Source organism: Paenibacillus sp. FSL P4-0127 (assembly GCF_038007325.1).
GTDB classification, from domain to species: Bacteria; Bacillota; Bacilli; order Paenibacillales; family Paenibacillaceae; genus Fontibacillus; species Fontibacillus macerans.
This window is the reverse complement of the sequence record NZ_JBBOWY010000001.1, coordinates 1,023,408-1,043,547: the sequence shown is the minus strand read 5'-3', so window position 1 is coordinate 1,043,547 and position 20,140 is coordinate 1,023,408. Positions and strand designations below refer to the sequence as shown.

At 54.7% G+C, this 20,140-nt stretch carries 17 protein-coding genes; 8 read left to right on the top strand and 9 right to left on the bottom strand.

The genetic code is table 11. The features are described from left to right. Window positions 1-41: 41 nt before the first annotated feature. The 4 genes from NYE74_RS04620 (at window position 42) to NYE74_RS04605 (ending at window position 3,927) form a co-directional block, all read left to right on the top strand. A complete protein-coding gene (locus NYE74_RS04620) occupies window positions 42-1,151 on the top strand; it encodes an ABC transporter substrate-binding protein (RefSeq protein ID WP_036618623.1) in 1,110 nt (369 codons plus the stop codon). 63 nt (window positions 1,152-1,214) lie between these two features. Further along, window positions 1,215-1,787: a cysteine hydrolase family protein gene (locus tag NYE74_RS04615; protein WP_036618622.1), complete on the top strand. Its 573-nt coding sequence runs from the start codon at window positions 1,215-1,217 to the stop codon at window positions 1,785-1,787. 28 nt (window positions 1,788-1,815) lie between these two features. Next, on the top strand, window positions 1,816-2,385 hold the full coding sequence (locus tag NYE74_RS04610; RefSeq protein WP_124332330.1) for a cysteine hydrolase family protein: 570 nt from the start codon (window positions 1,816-1,818) through the stop codon (window positions 2,383-2,385). A 6-nt stretch (window positions 2,386-2,391) separates the two neighbouring features. Beyond that, on the top strand, window positions 2,392-3,927 hold the full coding sequence (locus NYE74_RS04605; RefSeq protein WP_124332329.1) for an amidohydrolase: 1,536 nt from the start codon (window positions 2,392-2,394) through the stop codon (window positions 3,925-3,927). Window positions 3,928-4,396: 469 nt separating this feature from the next. Here NYE74_RS04605 and NYE74_RS04600 read toward each other — a convergent pair whose 3' ends face one another. Then, window positions 4,397-6,715 (bottom strand): endo-1,4-beta-xylanase, encoded by a 2,319-nt coding sequence (locus NYE74_RS04600; RefSeq protein ID WP_270619401.1) that lies wholly within the window; start codon window positions 6,713-6,715, stop codon window positions 4,397-4,399. 835 nt (window positions 6,716-7,550) lie between these two features. On the opposite strand from NYE74_RS04600, the gene NYE74_RS04595 reads away from it, so the two are divergent. Both NYE74_RS04595 and nspC read left to right on the top strand, forming a co-directional pair. Then, window positions 7,551-8,801, top strand: coding sequence for a saccharopine dehydrogenase family protein (locus NYE74_RS04595; protein WP_036618618.1), 1,251 nt, complete (start codon window positions 7,551-7,553; stop codon window positions 8,799-8,801). A 4-nt stretch (window positions 8,802-8,805) separates the two neighbouring features. Next, on the top strand, window positions 8,806-9,933 hold the full coding sequence (gene nspC, locus NYE74_RS04590) for a carboxynorspermidine decarboxylase (RefSeq protein ID WP_341004595.1): 1,128 nt from the start codon (window positions 8,806-8,808) through the stop codon (window positions 9,931-9,933). 111 nt (window positions 9,934-10,044) lie between these two features. Here nspC and NYE74_RS04585 read toward each other — a convergent pair whose 3' ends face one another. Together NYE74_RS04585 and NYE74_RS04580 are read right to left on the bottom strand one after the other, a co-directional pair. Then, window positions 10,045-10,287, bottom strand: a complete 243-nt coding sequence (locus NYE74_RS04585; protein ID WP_124332327.1) for a hypothetical protein — start codon at window positions 10,285-10,287, stop codon at window positions 10,045-10,047. 426 nt (window positions 10,288-10,713) lie between these two features. Then, the gene (locus tag NYE74_RS04580; protein ID WP_115311341.1) at window positions 10,714-11,910 is read right to left on the bottom strand and encodes an IS4 family transposase; all 1,197 of its coding nucleotides are present in this window, start codon (window positions 11,908-11,910) and stop codon (window positions 10,714-10,716) included. Between the two features lie 351 nt (window positions 11,911-12,261). Here NYE74_RS04580 and NYE74_RS04575 point away from each other — a divergent pair, with 351 nt between their 5' ends. Next, window positions 12,262-13,776: a phytoene desaturase family protein gene (locus tag NYE74_RS04575; RefSeq protein ID WP_341004594.1), complete on the top strand. Its 1,515-nt coding sequence runs from the start codon at window positions 12,262-12,264 to the stop codon at window positions 13,774-13,776. Window positions 13,777-13,817: 41 nt separating this feature from the next. Here the strand turns inward: NYE74_RS04575 and NYE74_RS04570 are convergent, their stop codons facing one another. Next, window positions 13,818-14,663, bottom strand: a complete 846-nt coding sequence (locus tag NYE74_RS04570) for a LysR family transcriptional regulator (protein WP_036618609.1) — start codon at window positions 14,661-14,663, stop codon at window positions 13,818-13,820. A gap of 125 nt (window positions 14,664-14,788) precedes the next feature. Here NYE74_RS04570 and NYE74_RS04565 point away from each other — a divergent pair, with 125 nt between their 5' ends. Then, a complete protein-coding gene (locus NYE74_RS04565; protein WP_341004593.1) occupies window positions 14,789-15,919 on the top strand; it encodes a Gfo/Idh/MocA family protein in 1,131 nt (376 codons plus the stop codon). 31 nt (window positions 15,920-15,950) lie between these two features. Here the strand turns inward: NYE74_RS04565 and NYE74_RS04560 are convergent, their stop codons facing one another. The 5 genes from NYE74_RS04560 to pnuC all read right to left on the bottom strand — a co-directional run bounded on the left by NYE74_RS04560 (window position 15,951) and on the right by pnuC (window position 19,929). After that, entirely contained in the window at window positions 15,951-16,778 is an 828-nt protein-coding gene (locus NYE74_RS04560; protein WP_341004592.1) for a TIGR02452 family protein, read from the bottom strand. After that, a complete protein-coding gene (locus NYE74_RS04555) occupies window positions 16,775-17,341 on the bottom strand; it encodes an NADAR family protein (protein ID WP_036618598.1) in 567 nt (188 codons plus the stop codon). Before NYE74_RS04555 ends, NYE74_RS04560 begins: the two co-directional genes overlap by 4 nt. Next, window positions 17,338-18,231: an NUDIX hydrolase gene (locus NYE74_RS04550; RefSeq protein ID WP_213510125.1), complete on the bottom strand. Its 894-nt coding sequence runs from the start codon at window positions 18,229-18,231 to the stop codon at window positions 17,338-17,340. The genes NYE74_RS04555 and NYE74_RS04550 overlap by 4 nt, the downstream gene beginning before the upstream one ends. Before the next feature lie 115 nt (window positions 18,232-18,346). After that, entirely contained in the window at window positions 18,347-19,354 is a 1,008-nt protein-coding gene (locus NYE74_RS04545; RefSeq protein WP_036618592.1) for an AAA family ATPase, read from the bottom strand. Continuing rightward, window positions 19,351-19,929, bottom strand: a complete 579-nt coding sequence (gene pnuC / locus NYE74_RS04540; protein WP_341004591.1) for a nicotinamide riboside transporter PnuC — start codon at window positions 19,927-19,929, stop codon at window positions 19,351-19,353. Before pnuC ends, NYE74_RS04545 begins: the two co-directional genes overlap by 4 nt. Between the last annotated feature and the right edge of the window lie 211 nt (window positions 19,930-20,140).

Sequence of the window (20,140 nt, the reverse complement as noted above, 5' to 3'; positions counted from 1 at the left end):
CGGATGTAATCAAATAAAAAAATAGTTGGAGGCGAGAAATCATGACGAGACAAAAGAAACGCGGCTTGATGAAAACGGGGGCAACGCTGCTGCTGCTAACGGCCATGATGTTCGGGGTGATCGCATGCGGAAACGGCAATTCCGCCAGCGGGACAACCGGCGGCGGAGGCAAAAGCCCGGCCAACGCCGCCGGGTCGGCGCAAGGCTCGAACGGTGCGGCGGGCTCCTCCGCACAGAACGGAGCACCCGTGACCGTCAAAACGGCGTATGCGCCGTTTATCGGAGGCATCGGGGTCTACGCGCTTGATGACAAGGAGTTTGACCTGGCCCACGGCGTGGATGTGCAAATCGGCGCTTTCGGCGCCACTTCCCCGCTCATGAGCGTAATGACCGGGGACGTCGATATCGCTTTTACGACGCTGCAATCCTATCTCATTTCGATAAACGCCCTCATTGAAGAGGGCACCGACATTGCCGATCTGCCAAAAATCGTGTACCTGCACAACGCATCAAAGGGAGCGGACGGCATCGTGGCCGATAAAAGCATCAAAACGGTCTCTGATCTGAAGGGGAAGTCGGTCACGGCCCAATACGGCGAAGTCACCCACTACATGCTGGCAAAAGCGTTAGCAACGGCCGGACTGACCGTGGATGACGTCAAGCTCGTCGACATGGGGCCGGGCAAAGGCGGGGCCGCCTTCGTCGCCGGCAGCGTCGACGCCGCCACGACGTTTGAGCCATACCTGTCTCAAGGCGTAAGCTCCCGGGGCGGCAATGTGATCATCTCCACCGCCGACTTGGAGAACACGATCCTGGACGTGATCGTCGTCTCCGCCAAAAACGCCGAAGAAAAACCGGAATGGCTGCAAAACACGCTGAAAGCCGTGGAAGACGCCACGCAATACGTCAACAGCGATCTGGACGACGCTGCCGAAGTAACGGCCGATGATCTGCAGGTCAGCGCCGCGGAAGTCAAGGAAATGTTCCCGACCGTCCACCTGTACACGCTGGACGACAACCATGAAGGGATGGACGAAGGCGGCTGGTTGTACAACACGATGAAGGATGTCGTTTATTTCTATCATTCCATTGGCGTCATCAAGAATAATTTTGATGTGAAGCAGCTGGTATCCACCGATTTCCTCTGGTAACCCGAAAAACTTGGCCGGGGCGTCAGCGCCCCGCCACCCCATTTTAATTAGGAGGCGACCATAATGATTGCGATTCCCGAACACAGCGTGCTTATCCTGGTTGACGTGCAAAACTCCGACCCTGCCAAGCATCCGCGCGGCATTCCGGAAAAAAGACTGGCGTATTTAAAAAACGTCGAACGGGTCACCGAATATTTCCGTCAGCGCGGCGACGTGCCGATCGTGCACATCCGCGAAATCCACCGCAAGGATCTGGTCGATTTCGGCCGCGAGCTGGACGGCGCGGAGAACATTCACTGCGTGGAAGGCACGCCCGAAGCGACGTATTACGAGCCGACCGCGCCGATCGAGGGCGAATATACGGTGGACAAACGCCGGTACAGCGCCTTTTTCGGAACCGATTTGGAAATTCTGCTGCGCGGGCTTAAGGCCGAGCATCTGTTCCTCGCCGGCGGCATGACCGACATCTGTGTTCACTATACGGCCGTGGACGCCCATCAATACAACTATCACGTTCACGTGTTCAAGGAAGCCTGCGGGACGCCGAGCAGCGACGAGGTTGCCCAGGCGGCGCTCGACAATATCGAATATTTCCAAACGGGCTCGGTCATTTCCGTGGAAGACTTATTCAACTAAAATCCAATAATGAGGAGGAGAGCCGATTATGGCAAAAATCCCCGAACATAGCGCATTGCTCGTCATCGACATTCAAAACGACACGGAAAACGACGCCATTCCCGTGATGGAGGGCGGCACCTGCCTGCTGAACGCGCCGAAGGTCATCCAGCAATTCCGGAAGCTGCAGGTGCCGGTCATCCAGATTCGCGAGCTGCACCGCGCCGACCACAGCGACTTCGGCCGCGAGCTCGACGGCGTGGAGAAGGTCCACTGCCTGGAAGGGACGCCCGCCGAGGAGTTTCACCCTTCGACCGCCCCGATCGAAGGCGAATACATTATCACCAAACGCCGCTACAGCGCCTTTTTCGCGACCGACCTTGATTTGCTATTGCGCTGCCTTGGCATTAAGCGCCTGTACCTGATCGGCGGCATGACCGACATCTGCGTCCGCTTTACGGCCGTGGACGCCCATCAGCACGACTACCATTTCCATGTCGTGTCCGACGCCGTCGTGGGCACGAGCCGGCAAGCCCATGATATGGCGCTGCTCAACATGGAATACTTGCAAACCGGGGCCAACATCACGACCGAAGACGTGCTGGCGCTCACCCGCTAATCGGCCATGGTACAGGAAAGAGGCGCAAAAACGGCCGCTTGGAAGCGGATTGCCGAGCTGGTCGAGCGGCGGCGGGAAGCGATGACGGAGCTGAGCGACCGGTTATGGGAGCTGGCCGAAACGAAATTCGAAGAGTTCGAGTCGGCCGGGCTGCTCGCGGAGCGGCTGGAGCAGGAAGGGTTCACGGTGGCGTTTGGCACCGGCGGGCTGCCGACGGCATTTACGGCTTCGTACGGCAGCGGCCGGCCGGTTATCGCCATCCTGGGTGAATACGACGCGCTGCCGGGGATGAGTCAGATCGCGGGCGCCGCTTTCCGGGCGCCGCTTAAACCCGGAGGCAGCGGGCACGGCTGCGGCCATCATTTGCTGGGCACGGGTTCGCTCGCCGCGGCGGTGGCCCTGAAAGAATATATGGCCGAAGCGGGGCTGCCCGGAACGATCCGCTATTACGGCTGCCCGGCCGAGGAAGGCGGTTCCGGCAAAACGTTCCTGGTGCGGGAAGGCGCATTTGCCGACGTCAACGCGGCGCTGACCTGGCATCCCGGCTACGGCAACGCGGTCGTTTCCCAGACGTCCTCGGCCAATTACCAGGTGCGCTACCGGTTTCAAGGACGCAGTTCGCACGCGGCCGCCAGTCCCCATACGGGAAGAAGCGCCCTGGATGCGGTGGAGCTGATGAACGTCGGGGCCAACTATTTGCGGGAGCATGTCCCGCGGGAGGCCCAGTTCCATTACGCGGTCACGGATACGGGCGGATTCTCCCCGAACGTCGTGCAGGCGGCCGCGGAAGTCGTATATTTGATCCGCGCGCCCGAGGTTCGCCAAGTGGAGGAAATTTACGCGCGGATCAACGATATCGCCAAGGGAGCGGCGCTGATGACCGGAACGAAGGTGCAGATCGGCTTCGAAAAAGCCTGCTCCAATCTGATCCCGAACGTGACCGTGGAGCGGATCATGCAGCGGTGCTTCGAGGCGCTTGGCGTGCCGGCGTTTACGGAGGAAGAGCAGCGTTACGCCCGCGCTATACTTGAGACGCTGCGGCCGGAGGCGAAGCCGGGCACGGACGGCGGACTGCAGGTGGATTCGGGGCAGGAGGCCGCTCAGATCGGTGATCCAAGGCCGGAGGCCGGACCAGAAACGAACCCCGAGCCGAAATACGCTCCGGATCAAGCCGCCCTGCCGGAGACACTCGATCCGTACCGCCCCTTGACCGGCCGGATGCTCGGTTCCACCGATGTCGCCGATGTCAGTTGGGTCGTCCCGACGGCCCAGCTTGAAACGGTCTGCTTTGCCGCCGATACGCCGTTTCACTCGTGGCAGATGGTCGCGCAAGGGAAGGCGGCGGCCGCCCATAAAGGCATGCTGCATGCCGCCAAAGTGCTCGCGGCGACCGCGGCGGAGCTGCTGAAAGACCCGTCCGTTCTCGAAGAGGCGAAACGGGAGCTGCGCAGCCGGGGTGGTCTGGAGGGATACGCCTGCCCGATTCCCGCCCATATTTTGCCCCCGGTAAAGGCCTGCCGGGGAAACGGGCAGCTCCCCTGAACCAAAACACAAAGCACCAAAGCCGTCATGCGTTAATTGGCGGCTTTGGTGCTTTGCCTTTAACTTGAAGCTAACGGTTGCCACAATCGTTATTTGTTCCAAAAACGTTGATTTCAAATTCTAACGGTTGCCATAGCGCTTATTTCACTTAAAACCGGCTAATTTCGCTTAGATTCAGGCAAATAACGACGCTGACAACCGTTAGAATTTTGAAAAGGCCTTTTTTCGCAAAATAACCACTGTTACAACCGTTGCTAGATTTTTTTGTGCTTTAAGGTACTTCAACGTGCTTTAACCCTTCAACGTGCTTCAACGCGCTTCAATGCACTTTGGCGAATTAATGAACTTTACCGCTTTAATCCACTTGAACGATCTTTTACGATCTTTTACACTCTTTTACCCACGCGTACTAATTCCCTTAGACTGCCTAAGCGCACCGGAAGCTTCCGCCCCCCCCCTACGCGCTATATCACATCCCCGGCTCAATCCCCCAAACGAGCGTGCCGTTCCGGTACAGGGTCACGCGATCCCAATCGGTGAACGACGTCTTTGACCCATCATAAGAGTAATCATCGCGCTCGTTATAGTTGGTCCAGTCGGTTTTGTTGATCCGCGTCTGGATCTCGCCGCTGTTGCCGCCCGCCGCGATGCTGCCGGCCGCCGGGGAGAATGACAGCTCCAGATAATAGTCCGCTCCCGAGCGAGCCTCGTCCAGCTTCACCAGACTGCCGCTAATGTTCGAGCCGCCGATCTGCGCATAATCGCAGTGGAATTGCTGCGGCTTGTCCCCGTCGATCGTGTACCAGTACCGGAGCGTCAGCTCGCTCAGCGGCACCGCTTCCTCGCTCTGGTTGACGATGCGGAAATGCGGCTTCAGATGGTTGTCGCCCGCATTGGAATCGGCGGAACGGTACTGCACCGCGAACTCGCCGGGCTCCGGCGTCGGCGTCTCCCGCGGCGTCGCATTGACTTCCGCCGAATTCCGGCTTTCGCCCACATTGTTGACGGCGCTGATCACGTAATAATACGTCTTGCCGTTGACCAAGCCGGCATCGCTATACACGGCGGCCGTGACCCCTTGGGCCACCGTCACATACGGCCCGCCGCTTTGCTCCGCCCGCTTCACATGGTACCCGGACGCCCCATTGGCCGCATCCCAGCTCAGCGTCACCCGCTGATCGCCGGCCGCCGCCTTGACGTTTGCCGGCACCGCCGGAACCTGCGGCTGCGCAGCGTCGACAATCGCCCAATACGCCGGTTTGGACTGCAGCCGTTCATCGAACAGCAGCGGCCAATTGTTGCGGTTCACCGGGTATTTGCGGAGCCAGGAGTTTCCGTCGTCTTTGCCCCAGACCGTCACGTTGTCGATCAGGTCGCTATGTTTTCTGAAAATGTCGAACAGCTGTTTATAACGGGTCACTTGCTTTTGCGCGATGCTGTCCGGCAATGTGTCGTAACGCTGATTGGTGTTCGTGTACACATCGATGTCCAATTCGGTGATTTCCGTCTTAAGCCCGAGCTCGGCAAATTTAAGAATTGAATTTTCGATCTCGCTCATCTGCGGCCAGTCGATGTTGATATGCGTTTGATGCCCTACCCCGTGAACGGGAATGCCTTTCTCCTGCAGCCGCTTGACCAGGTTGTACAAAGCCTGGCTCTTGGCCGGCTCGTGCGTGTTGTAGTCGTTGATGAACAGCACGGCGTCGGGATCGGCTTCATGCGCATAAATGAAGGCCTTCTCGATGTATTCTTCGCCGGCGATCTGGTACCACAGGCTGCGGCGCAGTCCGTCCGGCTGGCTCGGATCAATCACCTCATTGACAACGTCCCAGGCGTAAATCGCATCCTTATACCGCCCCATGACTGTCTTGATGTGGTTCTCCATCCGCTGGAACAGCACATCCTTGCTGACCAGATTTCCGTTCTCGTCCCGGAAAACCCAATCCGGGGTCTGATTGTGCCACACGAGCGCATGGCCCCGCACCTGCTGGCCGTTGTCCAACGCGAACTGAACGGCCGCGTCCGCCCCAGCGAAGCGGAACTGGCCTTCCTCCGGCTCGGTGCTGTCCCACTTCAGCACATTGCCCGGCGTTACGCTATTAAAATGCTTGGCCAAAAGCTGTTTGTCCGGCTCCTGGTAAAGCTCGGAATTTTCAAAAGCGGCCCCGAACAGGAAATCGCCGGCGAATACGCCCTTCAGCGACGGAATCCCGTCTTCGATGACGATCGGGTCGGAGTCCGGCAGCCGCTCCAGCGCAAAATCGTCCAGATAAAACGACAGCGTCGGCTGATCCGGGATTTCAAAGTATATGGACAGTTGATCCCCCGGTTCGCGGTATTTGTACTCCGCCCGCAGCTCTAACCAGCGGCTGGCCGAAGCGGTGCCGTTCGCGATTTGCTCGTAGTGCGCATCGCTCCCCGCCGTTCGCTGCATCGTCATGTACACCCGGCTGTCCGGAGAACCGGCCGGCAGCTTGATCCAGCCCGAAAACACGTACGTTTTCCCTAATTCCATCTGCGCCGTCACGTCCAGCGTCACCCCATGCCACCCCATGCTGCGGTCCGCCACCTTCAATCCGTAAGCACCGCTGCGAGCCGCTTCGGCCGCCGCCGTCAGCGTCTCCTCCGAACTGCGTCCGGTCCACCCCTGGGCCGTGCCGTCCTCAAAATCGCTTTGCACCAGAACGGTGTTCGCCGCCTGGGCGTCCGGCTGTGCAGAGAAGTACGCCCCGACTAAACTTAAAATCCAAAACAAGCTAAGCACTTTGCGCAACAACCGTTTTCTCATCGTCATTCTCCTCCATTCACAGAAAAAAATCGTTTTCCAGTCTCGTTCAGCATGAACAGGAAACAAAAAGAAGTCCTGCTAATGAACATCACCCTCCCTCCGGTTTCATCGTTATAGACAAGACGGGCCCCCGCCTCGGCTACCGTAAACCGTCATCCGGCCAACCATCACATAAAACGCTTCCATTTCTATATTTATCCTATAAGGTTTGTACAGGATTTGTCAATCAAATTTTTCCAATTAACCCATATATTAAATATCCAAAATTATTCATAACAATTTTTTATTTTTCTCTTGCCCTTTCCCATATGTCCTGCTAATATAAGGACAGCGTTAATTTGGAAAGCTAATATTCAAGTATATTTTCGGGTCTTTCCAAGCAGATAATTTTTGACCACTTTCCTCGGAGAGTTAAGGCCATACGGACAGCCGGGTCAAATGCCGATTGGCAACTTTTGTTGCCTTATTGATTGAGTTAAAAGCTCAAATTTTATAAGTTGGTTACTTTACAACCGGTGCATATCGCACATCAACTTGTGAAACGGTCAATAAGAGTGGTAAAGGCGATTATTTGCTAAATAGACTCTGATCCTAACATGATATATTTGAATATTAAGAACTTTTTCATAAAAAGCGCGCGTTTTATGGCTGGTTGGCGAGCGTTTTACGGACGCTTATGTCGTTCGTCCCGTCATGACCGGAGTTATCTTAATATTTGACTATATCGAAGACAAGTGGTGCGCACCTATGCGTTCATTACTTGTTTTTTTATTTGCAAATTTCGCGGAACCAACAAAGCAGCACAAAAATTCACTGGGTTAGGAGAAATGGAACAATGGGAAAAGCGCTTATTATCGGAGCCGGCGGAGTTGCTTCCGTGGCCATTCACAAATGTGTTCAAAACAGCGAAGTGTTTGAGGAAATCTGCATCGCCAGCCGCACGAAATCCAAATGCGACGAGCTCAAAGCCAAGCTGGACGGCGGCAAAACAAAAATTACGACGGCTCAAGTAGACGCCAACAATGTTGAAGAACTGATCGCCCTGATCAACGAGGTGAAACCGGACATCGTCATGAACCTGGCGCTGCCTTACCAAGATTTGACGATCATGGACGCCTGCCTAGCGACGAAAACGCACTACATGGATACAGCGAACTATGAACCGGAAGACACGGCGAAATTCGAATACAAATGGCAGTGGGAATACCGTGAGCGCTTTGAGAAAGCCGGCATTACCGCTCTGCTGGGCAGCGGCTTCGACCCTGGCGTGACCGGCGTATTTTCCGCCTATGCCCTGAAGCATCATTTTGACGAAATTGAATATATCGACATTCTTGACTGCAACGCCGGCGATCACGGCTATCCTTTCGCCACCAACTTCAACCCGGAAATCAACATCCGCGAAGTCTCGGCTAATGGAAGATACTGGGAAAAGGGCGAGTGGGTCGAAACCAAACCGATGGAGATCAAACGAGTCTACAACTTCCCTGAAGTCGGCGAAAAAGATATGTACCTGCTGTACCATGAGGAATTGGAATCCCTTGCGGTTAACATCCCCGGGCTGAAACGGATCCGCTTCTTCATGACGTTCGGCCAAAGCTATCTGACGCACCTGAAATGCCTGGAGAACGTAGGCATGACGTCGATCGAGCCGATCGAATTCGAAGGCAAGCAGATCATTCCGCTGCAGTTCCTGAAAGCCGTGCTGCCGGATCCGGCTTCCCTGGGACCGCGCACGAAAGGCAAAACGAACATCGGCTGTATCTTTAAAGGCAAAAAAGACGGCAAAGATAAAACTTACTACGTATACAATGTGTGCGACCATGAAGCGTGCTATAAGGAAGTGGGCTCCCAAGCCGTTTCTTACACTACCGGCGTTCCGGCCATGATCGGGGCCATGATGATCCTTCAAGGACACTGGAACAAACCGGGTGTGTACAACATTGAACAGTTCGATCCGGATCCGTTCATGGACGCGCTGAACAAATGGGGTCTGCCATGGCAAGAAAACTTTAATCCGGTGCCTGTAGACGAGTATCCTTCGGAAGAAGATACGAAAAAAGTGCTGGAAACGGAGCTCGTTTAATCCGATGCGTTTTGAGGAACTGCCTACCCCTTGCTACGTAGTGGATGAAGCCCTTTTGGAAAAAAATCTCCGCATCCTCAGCGGGGTCATGGAGCGCACCGGCGCCAAAATCATTTTGGCCCAAAAAGCGTTCTCGATGTACACCCTGTATCCGCTGATCGGAGAGTATTTGAGCGGTACGGCGGCCAGCGGGTTGTATGAAGCGCGGCTGGGGCACGAGGAGATGGGGAAGGAGAACCACGTCTTCTCCCCGGCCTACCGCGAAGATCAGATCGACGAAATTATCGGGCTGTGCGATCATATTATTTTCAATTCGTTTTCCCAAGTGGAAAAATATCGCGATAAAGTGCTCGCCGCCGGTAAAAAAATCGGCCTCCGCATCAATCCCGAATGCTCCACGCAGGTCGGGCACGATATCTACAATCCGTGTGCGGTAGGTTCCCGGTTCGGCGTGACGATCGAGCATTTCCGGCCCGAGCAACTGGGCGGGATTTCCGGTCTGCATTTTCACACGCTTTGCCAGCAGAATTCGCATGATTTGGCCACCACGCTCGATGCGATCGAAGAGAAGTTCGGACCGTGGCTGTCGCAGCTGGAGTGGATCAACTTCGGCGGCGGCCACCATATCACCCGGGAGGATTACGATATCCCCCTGCTGGAACAATGCATCAAACGGATGCAGGACAAATACGGCTTGCAGGTGTACCTGGAGCCCGGAGAAGCCGTGGCCTTGAATGCCGGTTACCTGATTACGACCGTGCTCGACACAATGCAAAACGGCATGGATATCGCCATCCTCGACACGTCGGCCTCGTGCCATATGCCCGATGTGCTCGAAATGCCTTATCGTCCGCCGCTGTTCGGTTCCGGGGAACCGGGAGAGAAGCCGTACACGTACCGGCTTGGCGGGCCGACCTGCCTGTCCGGCGATACGATCGGCGACTACTCGTTTGATCAGCCTTTGAAGAGCGGCGACCGGCTGGTGTTCGGCGACATGGCGATTTATTCGATGGTGAAGAACACCACGTTCAACGGCATGCCGCTTCCCGCCCTCGTGGTTCAGCACAAAGACGGCGATTGCGAAGTTCTGCATGAGTTTGGATATGAGGATTTTAAGATGAGATTGGCATAAAAAAGCAGCGGCAATTCCAATCCCCTTCAAATTATTTGGAGGGGATTTTTGGGCGTTCAACCTGGAAAACGGTGCATGACGCGGCTGGTTACCGGAACGGAACGGGAACGGTCAGGCTGCGCCGATAGCGTCGGGAGCGCCGGGTTGGGCCAGGTTCCCCCATGCATTGTCGGGCTGCTTCGGGCAGCCCGGGTTGGGCCGGGTTGCACCAGGTTGCGCCGGGCTTCTCCAGGTTGCCCGGGCAACTCCCGGTTCCGCCATGCAGCGTCGGGCTGCATCCGGCAGCCCGTTGGGCCGGGATACGCCAGGTTGCGCCGGCTCCGGGTTCCCCCGGGCAGCATCGGGTTGCGCCATGCAGCTGCATGCAGCGCCAGGCCGCTCCCAGGCTGCGCCAGCTACCCGTCGGGTAACGTCAGCCTGCAAAATAGCGACATTTCATGTGCTTATATGCTGAACCCGGGTATGTTCACCCCCAATAGCAGCCTTTCATGTACTTATTTTCCTATGAATGGTCAGGAACGCGGTCATTTCCTGGCGACCGTGGAAAATAGCGACATAAATTGCTTCTATTTCTCTCAAATGGACTGATATCGCGGGAATAACGACACTTATTGCACTAGCGTTGCAAGAACACTAACATCAATTTTCAGCAAAACCCACATTTGGATTATTGAAACTATAAATGGATTTTTTTACAGTCATTTTTTAAGCTTAAGACCAAAAAGCCAAGGTTACCTAATGCGTAGGTCGCGATGTCCCATTAAATGTATATAATGGATATTATTCCTTGAACTTGCTTGGCTTAATTATCCCAACCATTGTGCGCACCGATAACGCTTTGGGACCTGACCCCGGACGTCTCCCCGGACTACTTCGACTGGGTTTCCGATCCAGTTCGGTTCGAAAGGATCGCCATGAACGGTACAAATACTCGCGGAGAATCCGGAGCACTTGCCAGTTTGTTTTTGCCGTTTGGGTGCTGTGCCGGATGTGCTCCACGAGCAAGGCAGTAATTAAAGCCAAGAATAACTGGTTCCAAATAGCCTGTGGTTTATGACTGTGCAGCTTCTTCAATCGCAAATGTTGCTTCAGCCATTTAAAATACAACTCGATGAGCCAGCGATTTTTGTAGATCTGCGCGATTTCTTCAGCGGTCTTATCCCATACCGATGTAAAAATACGATAAGTCCGTTCCTGCTCGTCATAAAACTCCACCAAACGAACGGAATGTTCCATGGATCGGAAGGAACTGCCCACGCAAACCTTGGCGTCCCGCGTGATGTTCGAGCCTTCCGGAACAGGATACTCCTCAATGACGGTGGCAAGCGCGCGATCTCGCATACGGATCACAAACTGGATGTTGTCCTGGACCCATTGATCCATCCGGGCATAATCATCATAACCGCGATCCATCACATAAATCGCATCCGAGGGGACGACCAGTTCAACGGCCCCCGCACGATCCCCTACATTGAGCGAACTGGGGATCATGGCATCAGGAAATAGCTTGTCGGGAGCTGTAACAACGAGGCGCAGATGCATCTTGACGCCGCTACTCTTATTTGACATCTTGGCCCAACTTCCAAGTTGAAGCGGCAGTCGAATGCTGGAAGAATCAATGATGTGCAATTTCCCGCTCTGGCCCTGGTGGCAAGCACGTTGCTGTGTTTGTGATGCCAGATGCTGAAACATCCACTCCAACAGCTCCGTTGGGATCTGATCGAGTTTTCGGGATAATTGCGAGCCGCTGATACTCTCCAACTGTAGAAGCTGCTGAAGTTTCGGCTCAGCACGAAGTGCAATTTCCATTTCACCGTAAGATGACCATTGTTTCAACTGAGCATTGATGAAGAGCATGATCGCTTTCATCGTGGTAAGTTTCTTGGTGTAATGGTCGAAGAGTAAACGTTGATGCACATCGATGGGCAGTAAGGAAATCAGTTGACGAATGACCGTTTTAGCTTTAACGTTATCCATGGTTGGTCTCCTTTTGTAGAGAGTTATGGACAACGTACCTACCTCTTTACAATAGGAGATTTTTTATGCTTTTTCCATGAAAAATGATCATAATTACCCATATTTAACTAATATTTGATTATTCGCGTTAGGTTTTATGCAACGCTAGTGCACTTATTGCTCTTATTTTTTGGTGCTGAATCCCCGCTCAGCCTTTCAGCTTGATACCAGCATGGTTTTGACGTTTCGCGACTATACATATTTTATCTTGACACTCATCGGAAGGAATACGTTACCTTAAAAACAAACCGATGGTTTGTTTTTAAGATTATCCATTGTACGGGATGAATCAATATAAAAGGGGATGGGACTATGAATCATTACGATGTGGTTATCGTAGGCGCAGGGATCGGGGGATTAACCTGCGGGGCGAGATTGTCCGCCCTGGGTTATAAAGTCGGCGTGTTCGATCAGCATTATTTGCCCGGAGGATATGCCACCAATTTCCAGCGCAAGGGATACACCTTTGACGCGGCTTTGCACGGGGTCGGCGCGCTGGGCCAGGGACAGGGTTTTTATCAAATTTTGCAGGCGAGCGGGGTGATGCAATACATTCAACCTCTGCCCAAAGAACATCCTTATTCGATCCGCTGGAAAGGCGAAAAGTTCGACATCCCCCAAGACGCCGGCGCGTATCTGGCGCTGCTTCAGCGGCGTTTTCCGGAGGAGAAGGAGGGGATTGCCCGCTTGTTTGATGCAATCCGCCGGCTTTCCGCAGAAATGAAGTTCCTGAACGATCCCGGCATTGCCGGCTGGATAAAAGCCTTGGGCTTTTGGGCCAAATGTCCGACGCTGGTCCAATGGTCCAAATTAACCACCGCGCAGGTGATCGAGCGGTATGTGAAGTCCGCGGAGTTCATGAGCTTTTTTACCGTCCTCTGGCCTTATTACGGGCTGCCGCCGCAGCGGCTTTCCGCGCTTTATTTTTTCATTCCCTGGCTGGGGTATCATTTCGAAGGCACTTACTACATTCAAGGCGGCGCCCAGGCATTATCCGATGCGCTCGTCTATGTGATCGAACAAAACGGAGGCAAGGTGCATCTGCGGCAGGAAGTGGCCGAAATCTTGATTCATGGAAAAAAAGCCCGCGGAATCCGCACCCGAAAAGGGCTGGAGTTCACGGCCGACTGGGTCGTTTCCAACGCCAGCCCCGAGCATACGCTGGGGCCTTTGATCCAGCACCATCCACGGGCCGAGAAATATCGAAAGCGCCTTGTAGAGCACGAAATCGGCCCATCGCTGACGCAGCTTTATATCGGGCTTTCCTGCCCTCCGGAAGAACTCGGCATCGTGGAAGAAGACCTTCTTTTGGCGGAGGAAACGGATCATCAGGCCGATTACGATAACGCGATCCAAGGAAAATATGCCGCCGCCAATTTGGGATTAACCAACTACAACAAAATGGATCCCGCCTTAAACCGCAGCGACCGCGGCGTGCTGGCCGTTACCTTGATCGATGATATCGGCAACTGGCCGGAGCGGGGCGAAGCCTACACGCGGAAAAAGCAAGAGGTCACCGATATTCTCCTGCAGCGTCTGGAAAGCAGCTATCCCGGCATAAAGGAACGTATCGCCTTGCTGGAGCTCGGCACGCCGCGCACCATGGAGCGTTACACGAAAAATCCGCGCGGCGCCGTTTACGGTTTTGCGCAAACCGTCAACCAATCCGGCATCAAGCGCACCCCGCGGAAAACCCCTTTTGCCGGCCTGTCTCTGGTCGGGGCCTGGACCCAGCCCGGCGGGGGTTTCCAGGGGGCGGCCACCTCGGGTTTCCTGGAAGCCCAGCGCATTCACAAACAGCTGCAGCTGCGGAAAAACCGGGGATAGGCGGCGGGAAATCCCATCGTCCAGAAAATCAATCCTTGCTTTTATAGGAAGTGGCTCGTTTCCACGAAGCTTTTTTCCAGGGGAGACAACTCATACCCCGCGCGGGTAACCAAATACTTGTCCACATAGCGGAACGGTTCGGGAAGCTGGGTATATGCCGAAAATCCGTGCTGCATCACGATATTCTTGGACATCAAGGAGATGCCCATGCCAAGGGAGGTCAGCTGAAGGAGGGTATCCAGGATCCCAACTTCCGTGACTTCCCCTTTTTCAAGGTCAAGCTCGGCATACAGCCGTTCCAGAATCGCTGCGTACAAGCAGTCCCGGGTCAAAATGATCCAGTTCTCCCCGTGCAGACAGCTCTCCAGGCTCAGCCCGCTGGCGAACCTTTTGCCGATGAGCACCATCTCCTCCGTCCCCAGCTTTTTGTAACTCAGCTGCGGCGAATCGGCCTTGCCAATGGTGAAGGCCAAATCGATGTTGCCTTGGATCAATTCGTGCTCCATCGACAGCGTGGTCCCGGTCTTTAGCGTTACGGATAAATCGGCGTGGCTCTCATATAAGCGGGTCAGGGCGTCCGTGAGATCTTTGCCGAAGACGGATTGCATAGTGCCCAGCCTGAGCTTCATCTCCCTCCGGCTCATATCCAGCTCGGTCTCTTCCCATAAAACGAGCATTTTTTTGTACTGGCGGTACAGCTTCCGTCCCTCCGACGTCAGCTCCATGCCTTTGGCACTCCGAATGAACAGCTGCTGCCCGTAATGGGCTTCGATTTTTTTGATCTTGGCCGTCATGTTGGACTGCAGATGGTTCATTTTGATGGCTGCGGCAGACAGGCTTTTTAATTCGGCGACGGTAACGTAAGCTTTCATATTGTCGATATCCATACGGACCTCCAAGGTATCAAAAAAGATGATGACTCCATTAATAACTTGCATTATTCGTGATGGCTCAATCCCAGTATACTGAAACGGCAAAGGATCATAAAGACGGAAGGAGATATAAGTTAGACATGAAAACGCTGGGTTCAGCAGGTTCAGCAAAAATACGCACTGGGATCATCGGAGGGTCGTTAAACAATCAATGGGCCAGCCGGACTCATATTCCGGCCCTTACCCAAAGCACATGCCATGAAATTACCGCCATTGCCACCTCGAATATGGCATCCGCCAAGGAGAGTGCCGCTGCACTGGGTGTCACCCAGGCTTTCGACGACTATCGGGAACTGGTGCGGTCCGAAAATGTGGATTTGGTGGTCGTCAGCGTCAAGGTTCCCCATCATTACGAAATGATCAAGGAGGCCATCGCCGCAGGAAAACATGTGTACAGCGAATGGCCGCTTGCCGTCACGCCGGAAGAGGCGGAGGAACTGGCGGAGCTGACTTCCCAAAAAGGGATTCATCATGCGGTCGGCTTGCAAGCTAGACAGTCGCCTGCGCTGCTGGATGCGAAGAACCGCATTTCGCGCGGAGACATCGGCCGGGTGTTATCCGCCTCCATGGCGGTATCCACCCCGGGCAAGGGAGGGTTTACGGAACAGAACGCCATCTATCTGCTCCAGGAAAAGTATGGGGCTACCCTGCTATCGATTAATGGGGGACACTCGCTTGACGCGTTTAGCTTTGTGCTGGGAGATTTGAAAGAAGTTTACGCAACCATGAACAGCAATTATTCAGAGGCTAAGGTGCTGGGAACCGGAGAAACCGTGCCGAAAGATACGGCCGATCAAATCATGGTTCACGGCATGCTCGAAAGCGGGGCATCAGTATCGGTCCATATTCAGGGCGGCACCTATCCCAAATTTGAATTGGAGATTCAAGGGGAGAAAGGGGTCATTCGCATTTCCCAGCCCCAGTCCCAAGGTCATGTTCAGTTCGGGGGATTGGTGGTCGAGCAGGCGCTGTATCCGTTAGGACACCTTGGGAGTTACGGAGATCACGAGACTCTCCAAAGGGTGTACGATGAGACCGAAGATGGTTCAGTAACCGTGAATCAAGTTCTGAAGGCTCACCGGTTGCTGGCAGAGGATATCCGCCAGGGGACGTTTCAGGCCCCCGGCTTTCATGAGGCCGCCCGCCTGCACCGTCTGCTGGAAACGATTCGGCAATCCGCCCTTACCGGCGAACGGCTCAGCACAATCTAATCGGGACGAGCCGATTTCAACCGTTAGTCATTTAGTCATGAAACGCATGCTCGAAAGCGCGGATGCATTTGCCGTCTTTCGAGCTATCCAATACCGCGAACCGGATTTCCGCGAACAACGATCCCCAGCCCTCATCATCCAGCAGCTCCAGCCACCAGCGGGCCACCTGCACCGGATCATTCCGGAACACGCCGCAGCCGTACGCGCCCAGAATGAGATGCGTATCGCCTTGGTTGGCGAAGATCGCCAAAGCTAGCCGCATCCGGTCTTTCATCACCCGCTTTGCTTCTTCCGGATCTTCTCCTTTGAGCAGAACCTGCCCGTAGTTGACGGCGGGCAGCGTCAAGACCGAAGCCGTAACCGGCCGTTCCAACAGGTTAAACCGCTCATCGCGGAAGAAGACCACATCAGGCGAGTAAATGGCATGGTCCGTGTACATCATGGAACGGTAGGCGCGATTTGCGGCATAGTAACCTTCGTTGCGCAGCTGCGTTTCGTACAGCCCGCTGGAGGCCGCCAAACTTTCTTCCTGGGCCATCGCGCCGTTCAAATATCCGCCGCCCGGATTTTTCGCGCTGGCGAAGTTCAGCACGCCGACCCGGTCTTGGCCCGCTGCCGCAAAATCGAGGATCGCTTTTACGGTGGCCTCGTTCGCGACGGAATACTTCGCAGCTTGCTGTGATCGTGGCTGCATACGATAAGTTTTTACCAGTTCCGCCCCCTGGCCGGGAGTAATCAACTCGCTTCCCTCTTCCGAGCGCTTCTGCACCGCGGCAAAATCAACCCGGCGCCCTTCAAATTCATAGAAGCCTTGCCGCTGAATCCGCAAGGTATCCGCGGCAATTTCTTTTCGATTCATAGTTTATCCCCTTCTTCTCTCAGCATTTCGTCCCGCGCTTCGGTCAGTGCGAACCCCAGCAGGTTTTTGCCCCGCCATTTCAGCGGATTCTCCACATCCGGGTTGGACTGGCCCATGCCGATCCCCCAAATGCGGTCCCGCGGGCTGGCTTCCACCAGAATGCGGTTTTTCGTTGATTTCAGGTAATCCCCCAGTTGCGAATTCTGTGAAAATTTCGCCAAGCTGGCCCGCTTGACGATACCGTAGCACTCTCTGTCCCAGACATCCTTGTCAAAGTTTCGGACCGCGCGCCCGTACGCTTTCATTTCCTTGGGATGTTTCGCCTGCATGATCGCCGCCAGCATCTCATCATCCCCGAACAGCCGGGCCTTTTCCGCCATCATAAACTGCTCTGCGCAGGAGTACTCCGTCCCCTCTACAGTGAACGGACTCATCCACCACTGGCTGAAGCAGCTCTTATCCACGCTTCCGTCTTTGGGCGGCGTATGCCCCCAGAAAAACACGAACTTGAACGTTTTTCCGGCCACGTAAGCTTTTCGCAATTCTTCAATTCCGTAAATCATCGGTAATCCTCCATGTTTCTTCGATATAAACGCGATGGCCGGTGGCCCGCATTTTCCGTGTAATGATCCGTTTTCGTGACAAGGTCGGCCACTTTGCGCCGGAAGGCCGCCTTCAGCAGCTCTTTATCCAAAATTACCTCGTACACCTGCTGCAGCTCCGTTAAAGTAAACAGCTTCGGCATCAAATGAAGCGCGATATCCGTGTAATTCACCTTTCCCCGCAAGCGCTCAATAGCATAGGCGATAATCTTCGCATGATCAAAAGCCAGTCCGTCGTTGGACACGATGGAATATGATGTAGCCGTCGAAGCCGGCTTCGCGGTCACCGTCCGCTCCACAACCGCGGCCAGTTCAATCTCGCCGGAGCTGAGCCGAAGCTCATACTGCAGCGCCTTGATGAAACCGCCGTCGATCAGTTCCTTCCGCTCCCGCAGCAGCCGGTAGGATACCTTGAACCAGGCGGCAGCGTCAGCGTCGTCCCCCGCCTGCAGCTGCAATTGGCCGCTGTCCACCAGCGCCATATAACTGCAGCTCATTACCCAGGTGCGGGGATCGCGCCCCACGTCGCTGAACGTGTACAGCTGCTCCAGGTAAACGTCTTCTACGCCGGTCTCCTCCCGCAGCTCCCGCGCCGCGGCTTGCTCCGTCGTTTCATCCGGCCGGACAAAACCGCCCGGCAGCGCCCATTGGCCCAGAAAGGGATGCCCGCCCCGCCGAATGAGCAGTACTCTCAGCTCCTTCTCCGGAAGCTTGCGGTAACTGTCCGCATCCGCGTCCGTCACGGTGAAAATTACCGTGTCCGCGGCCACCGAGGGCCGTTCGTAATCCCCCGGCGAATACCGCCGCAAAAATTCGCTTTCCGTCAGTCCGTTGCGATCCAACATATCCACTAACTCCACCCGCCTTTTTTTGTTCTAATATAAGTTGAACTAATAATTTTGCGGCCGTTTCTTCAGAATCATTTCCCGCTTTTGCCTCTCTCCGCTCTTTTCTTTAGTTCAACTTCTATAAGAGCTCGCCAAAATAATTGCTGTAGGGCTTAAAGCCGGCCAGCACTTCGTCTACTTTGCGCATCCGCTCCTCCAGGCTTCCCCGCAGTGTAATGAAGGGAATCCGGCGTTCCTTCAAGTCGGCGATAATCTGTTTATGAAAAACATGCCGCTTCTGGTCGCCGCTGCGGTCCCACGTATCGTCGTACGGGATATCGTCGTCGCACAGGAAAAACAGGTCGTATCTCTGCGCGTTTTCCAGGGCGATCCGGGTCAGCAGCTCCGGCGCCCTTCCATGATAGTCCAAGGCGAACATATACGTGGTAATCGCATTGGTATCGACAAAAAGATACCGGTTCGCCCGAAGCAAAGCCTGCTCCTCCCGCTCGATATGCCCGAGGGCGATCTCGTCGAACGCCTCCAGGCCGATCCGGCGGTTTACCTGGTGCTCGGTCCAGTAGTCGCGCCCGTACTCGCTGGCGAACGTCGTCCCATGCCGCGCCGCGAGCGCCTCGGTGATCGTCGATTTGCCGGTCGACATCGCTCCCACGAACACCACCTTCGTGATTAAGTCCCGGTATACGATGTCGCTGATAAACTCCCGGTATTTATAAGGATCGGAACGGATCATCGTCGCCGAAATCGGGACTTCCTTGCGCGCTTCATCCACCCTTCTGTCCACCGCGCCCAACGCCAGGCTCATATGCTCCCCGTAAAACTCGCTGGAATAAAAATGCGTCACCTGCTCCCCATCTAGCAAGCCTAGAATATATTGCTCTTCGCGGATTTCATGTTCGCGGTCGTTCGAATAGCCGTCCGGGCCGTCCCAGGCTTCAATCACCCTGACCGCCGGATAGAGCTTGCGGATCCAGCCGGCCCGAATATGCAGCGGAATCGGCGTCACATCCGTCTCATAAATGACGACGATCAGTTCATCCACCTCTTGCAGCGCCGTTTCGATCATAAACTGATGCCCTTTGTGCAGGGGCGCAAACTTCCCCAACGTTAATCCCAGCGTCTTCATGCCAGACTCTCCTTTGCCCCTTTGTTCCAATTATAGTAGCCGTATACCGCGTTGATCAGATAGGCGCTCCACATCACGATCATCAGAACGCCGTCCGGGCTCCCCTCCAGCGTTCTGATCGCCCACAGCAGCACCGTGAACATGTTCAGCACAATATAAACGAGCCATTGCTCTTTGAACCGCTTCACCATTAACATCGTCGCCACAACCGACAGCACGGTCGTAACGGCATCGATATACGGGGAGTTCTGTCCCGGAATGAACGATAACCCGAACCCGAGCAGCACGCTGCCCAGGACGCAGGCGACGGCTACGAGCAGCAGGCCTCTGGCATCCATCTGCCGCATCGATAATTTACCCCCATCGCGGTGATTCCTCCACATCAGGAAACCGATGACGTTCATCGGCACAAAAAACAGCAAATTCAGCATTACTTCGCCAAACAAACCATTCACATACGCCAGATAAGCGTAGCCGAACGTGTTGTACATCCCGAACGCGTAGGTCGTCAGGTTGCCTTTGGCCGCAAAAACCACGCACAGCACTCCCGTAATAAACACCGTAAAACCAAACAAAGAGTCCTTCATCAGCACCGTGAGCGCGTATCGCGATTCCGGTGAATAAAGCCAACCAGATTAATTCGAATAAGCTCCAACCGCCCAACCCTTTTTTCACGTTGCATCCCCTCGGCTTTCGCACTTGTTAGTATATTTTTGATAATAACATTTTGTTAATATCAAAAATAGCAGAAGAGGAACCAAAGGTCAAGCGATTTTTATGGAGGCA

Bases quoted from the DNA above. Each gene is read 5' to 3' on its own strand.
- NYE74_RS04560 (WP_341004592.1), bottom strand. From the start codon at position 16,778: ATGAATCGAAAAGAAATTGCCGCGGATACCTTGCGGATTCAGCGGCAA.
- NYE74_RS04605 (WP_124332329.1), top strand. From the start codon at position 2,392: ATGGTACAGGAAAGAGGCGCAAAAACGGCCGCTTGGAAGCGGATTGCC.
- NYE74_RS04575 (WP_341004594.1), top strand. From the start codon at position 12,262: ATGAATCATTACGATGTGGTTATCGTAGGCGCAGGGATCGGGGGATTA.
- NYE74_RS04595 (WP_036618618.1), top strand. From the start codon at position 7,551: ATGGGAAAAGCGCTTATTATCGGAGCCGGCGGAGTTGCTTCCGTGGCC.
- NYE74_RS04555 (WP_036618598.1), bottom strand. From the start codon at position 17,341: ATGATTTACGGAATTGAAGAATTGCGAAAAGCTTACGTGGCCGGAAAA.
- NYE74_RS04600 (WP_270619401.1), bottom strand. From the start codon at position 6,715: ATGAGAAAACGGTTGTTGCGCAAAGTGCTTAGCTTGTTTTGGATTTTA.
- nspC (WP_341004595.1), top strand. From the start codon at position 8,806: ATGCGTTTTGAGGAACTGCCTACCCCTTGCTACGTAGTGGATGAAGCC.
- NYE74_RS04615 (WP_036618622.1), top strand. From the start codon at position 1,215: ATGATTGCGATTCCCGAACACAGCGTGCTTATCCTGGTTGACGTGCAA.
- NYE74_RS04585 (WP_124332327.1), bottom strand. From the start codon at position 10,287: ATGGCGCAACCCGATGCTGCCCGGGGGAACCCGGAGCCGGCGCAACCT.
- NYE74_RS04565 (WP_341004593.1), top strand. From the start codon at position 14,789: ATGAAAACGCTGGGTTCAGCAGGTTCAGCAAAAATACGCACTGGGATC.
- NYE74_RS04570 (WP_036618609.1), bottom strand. From the start codon at position 14,663: ATGGATATCGACAATATGAAAGCTTACGTTACCGTCGCCGAATTAAAA.
- NYE74_RS04620 (WP_036618623.1), top strand. From the start codon at position 42: ATGACGAGACAAAAGAAACGCGGCTTGATGAAAACGGGGGCAACGCTG.
- NYE74_RS04610 (WP_124332330.1), top strand. From the start codon at position 1,816: ATGGCAAAAATCCCCGAACATAGCGCATTGCTCGTCATCGACATTCAA.
- NYE74_RS04580 (WP_115311341.1), bottom strand. From the start codon at position 11,910: ATGGATAACGTTAAAGCTAAAACGGTCATTCGTCAACTGATTTCCTTA.
- NYE74_RS04545 (WP_036618592.1), bottom strand. From the start codon at position 19,354: ATGAAGACGCTGGGATTAACGTTGGGGAAGTTTGCGCCCCTGCACAAA.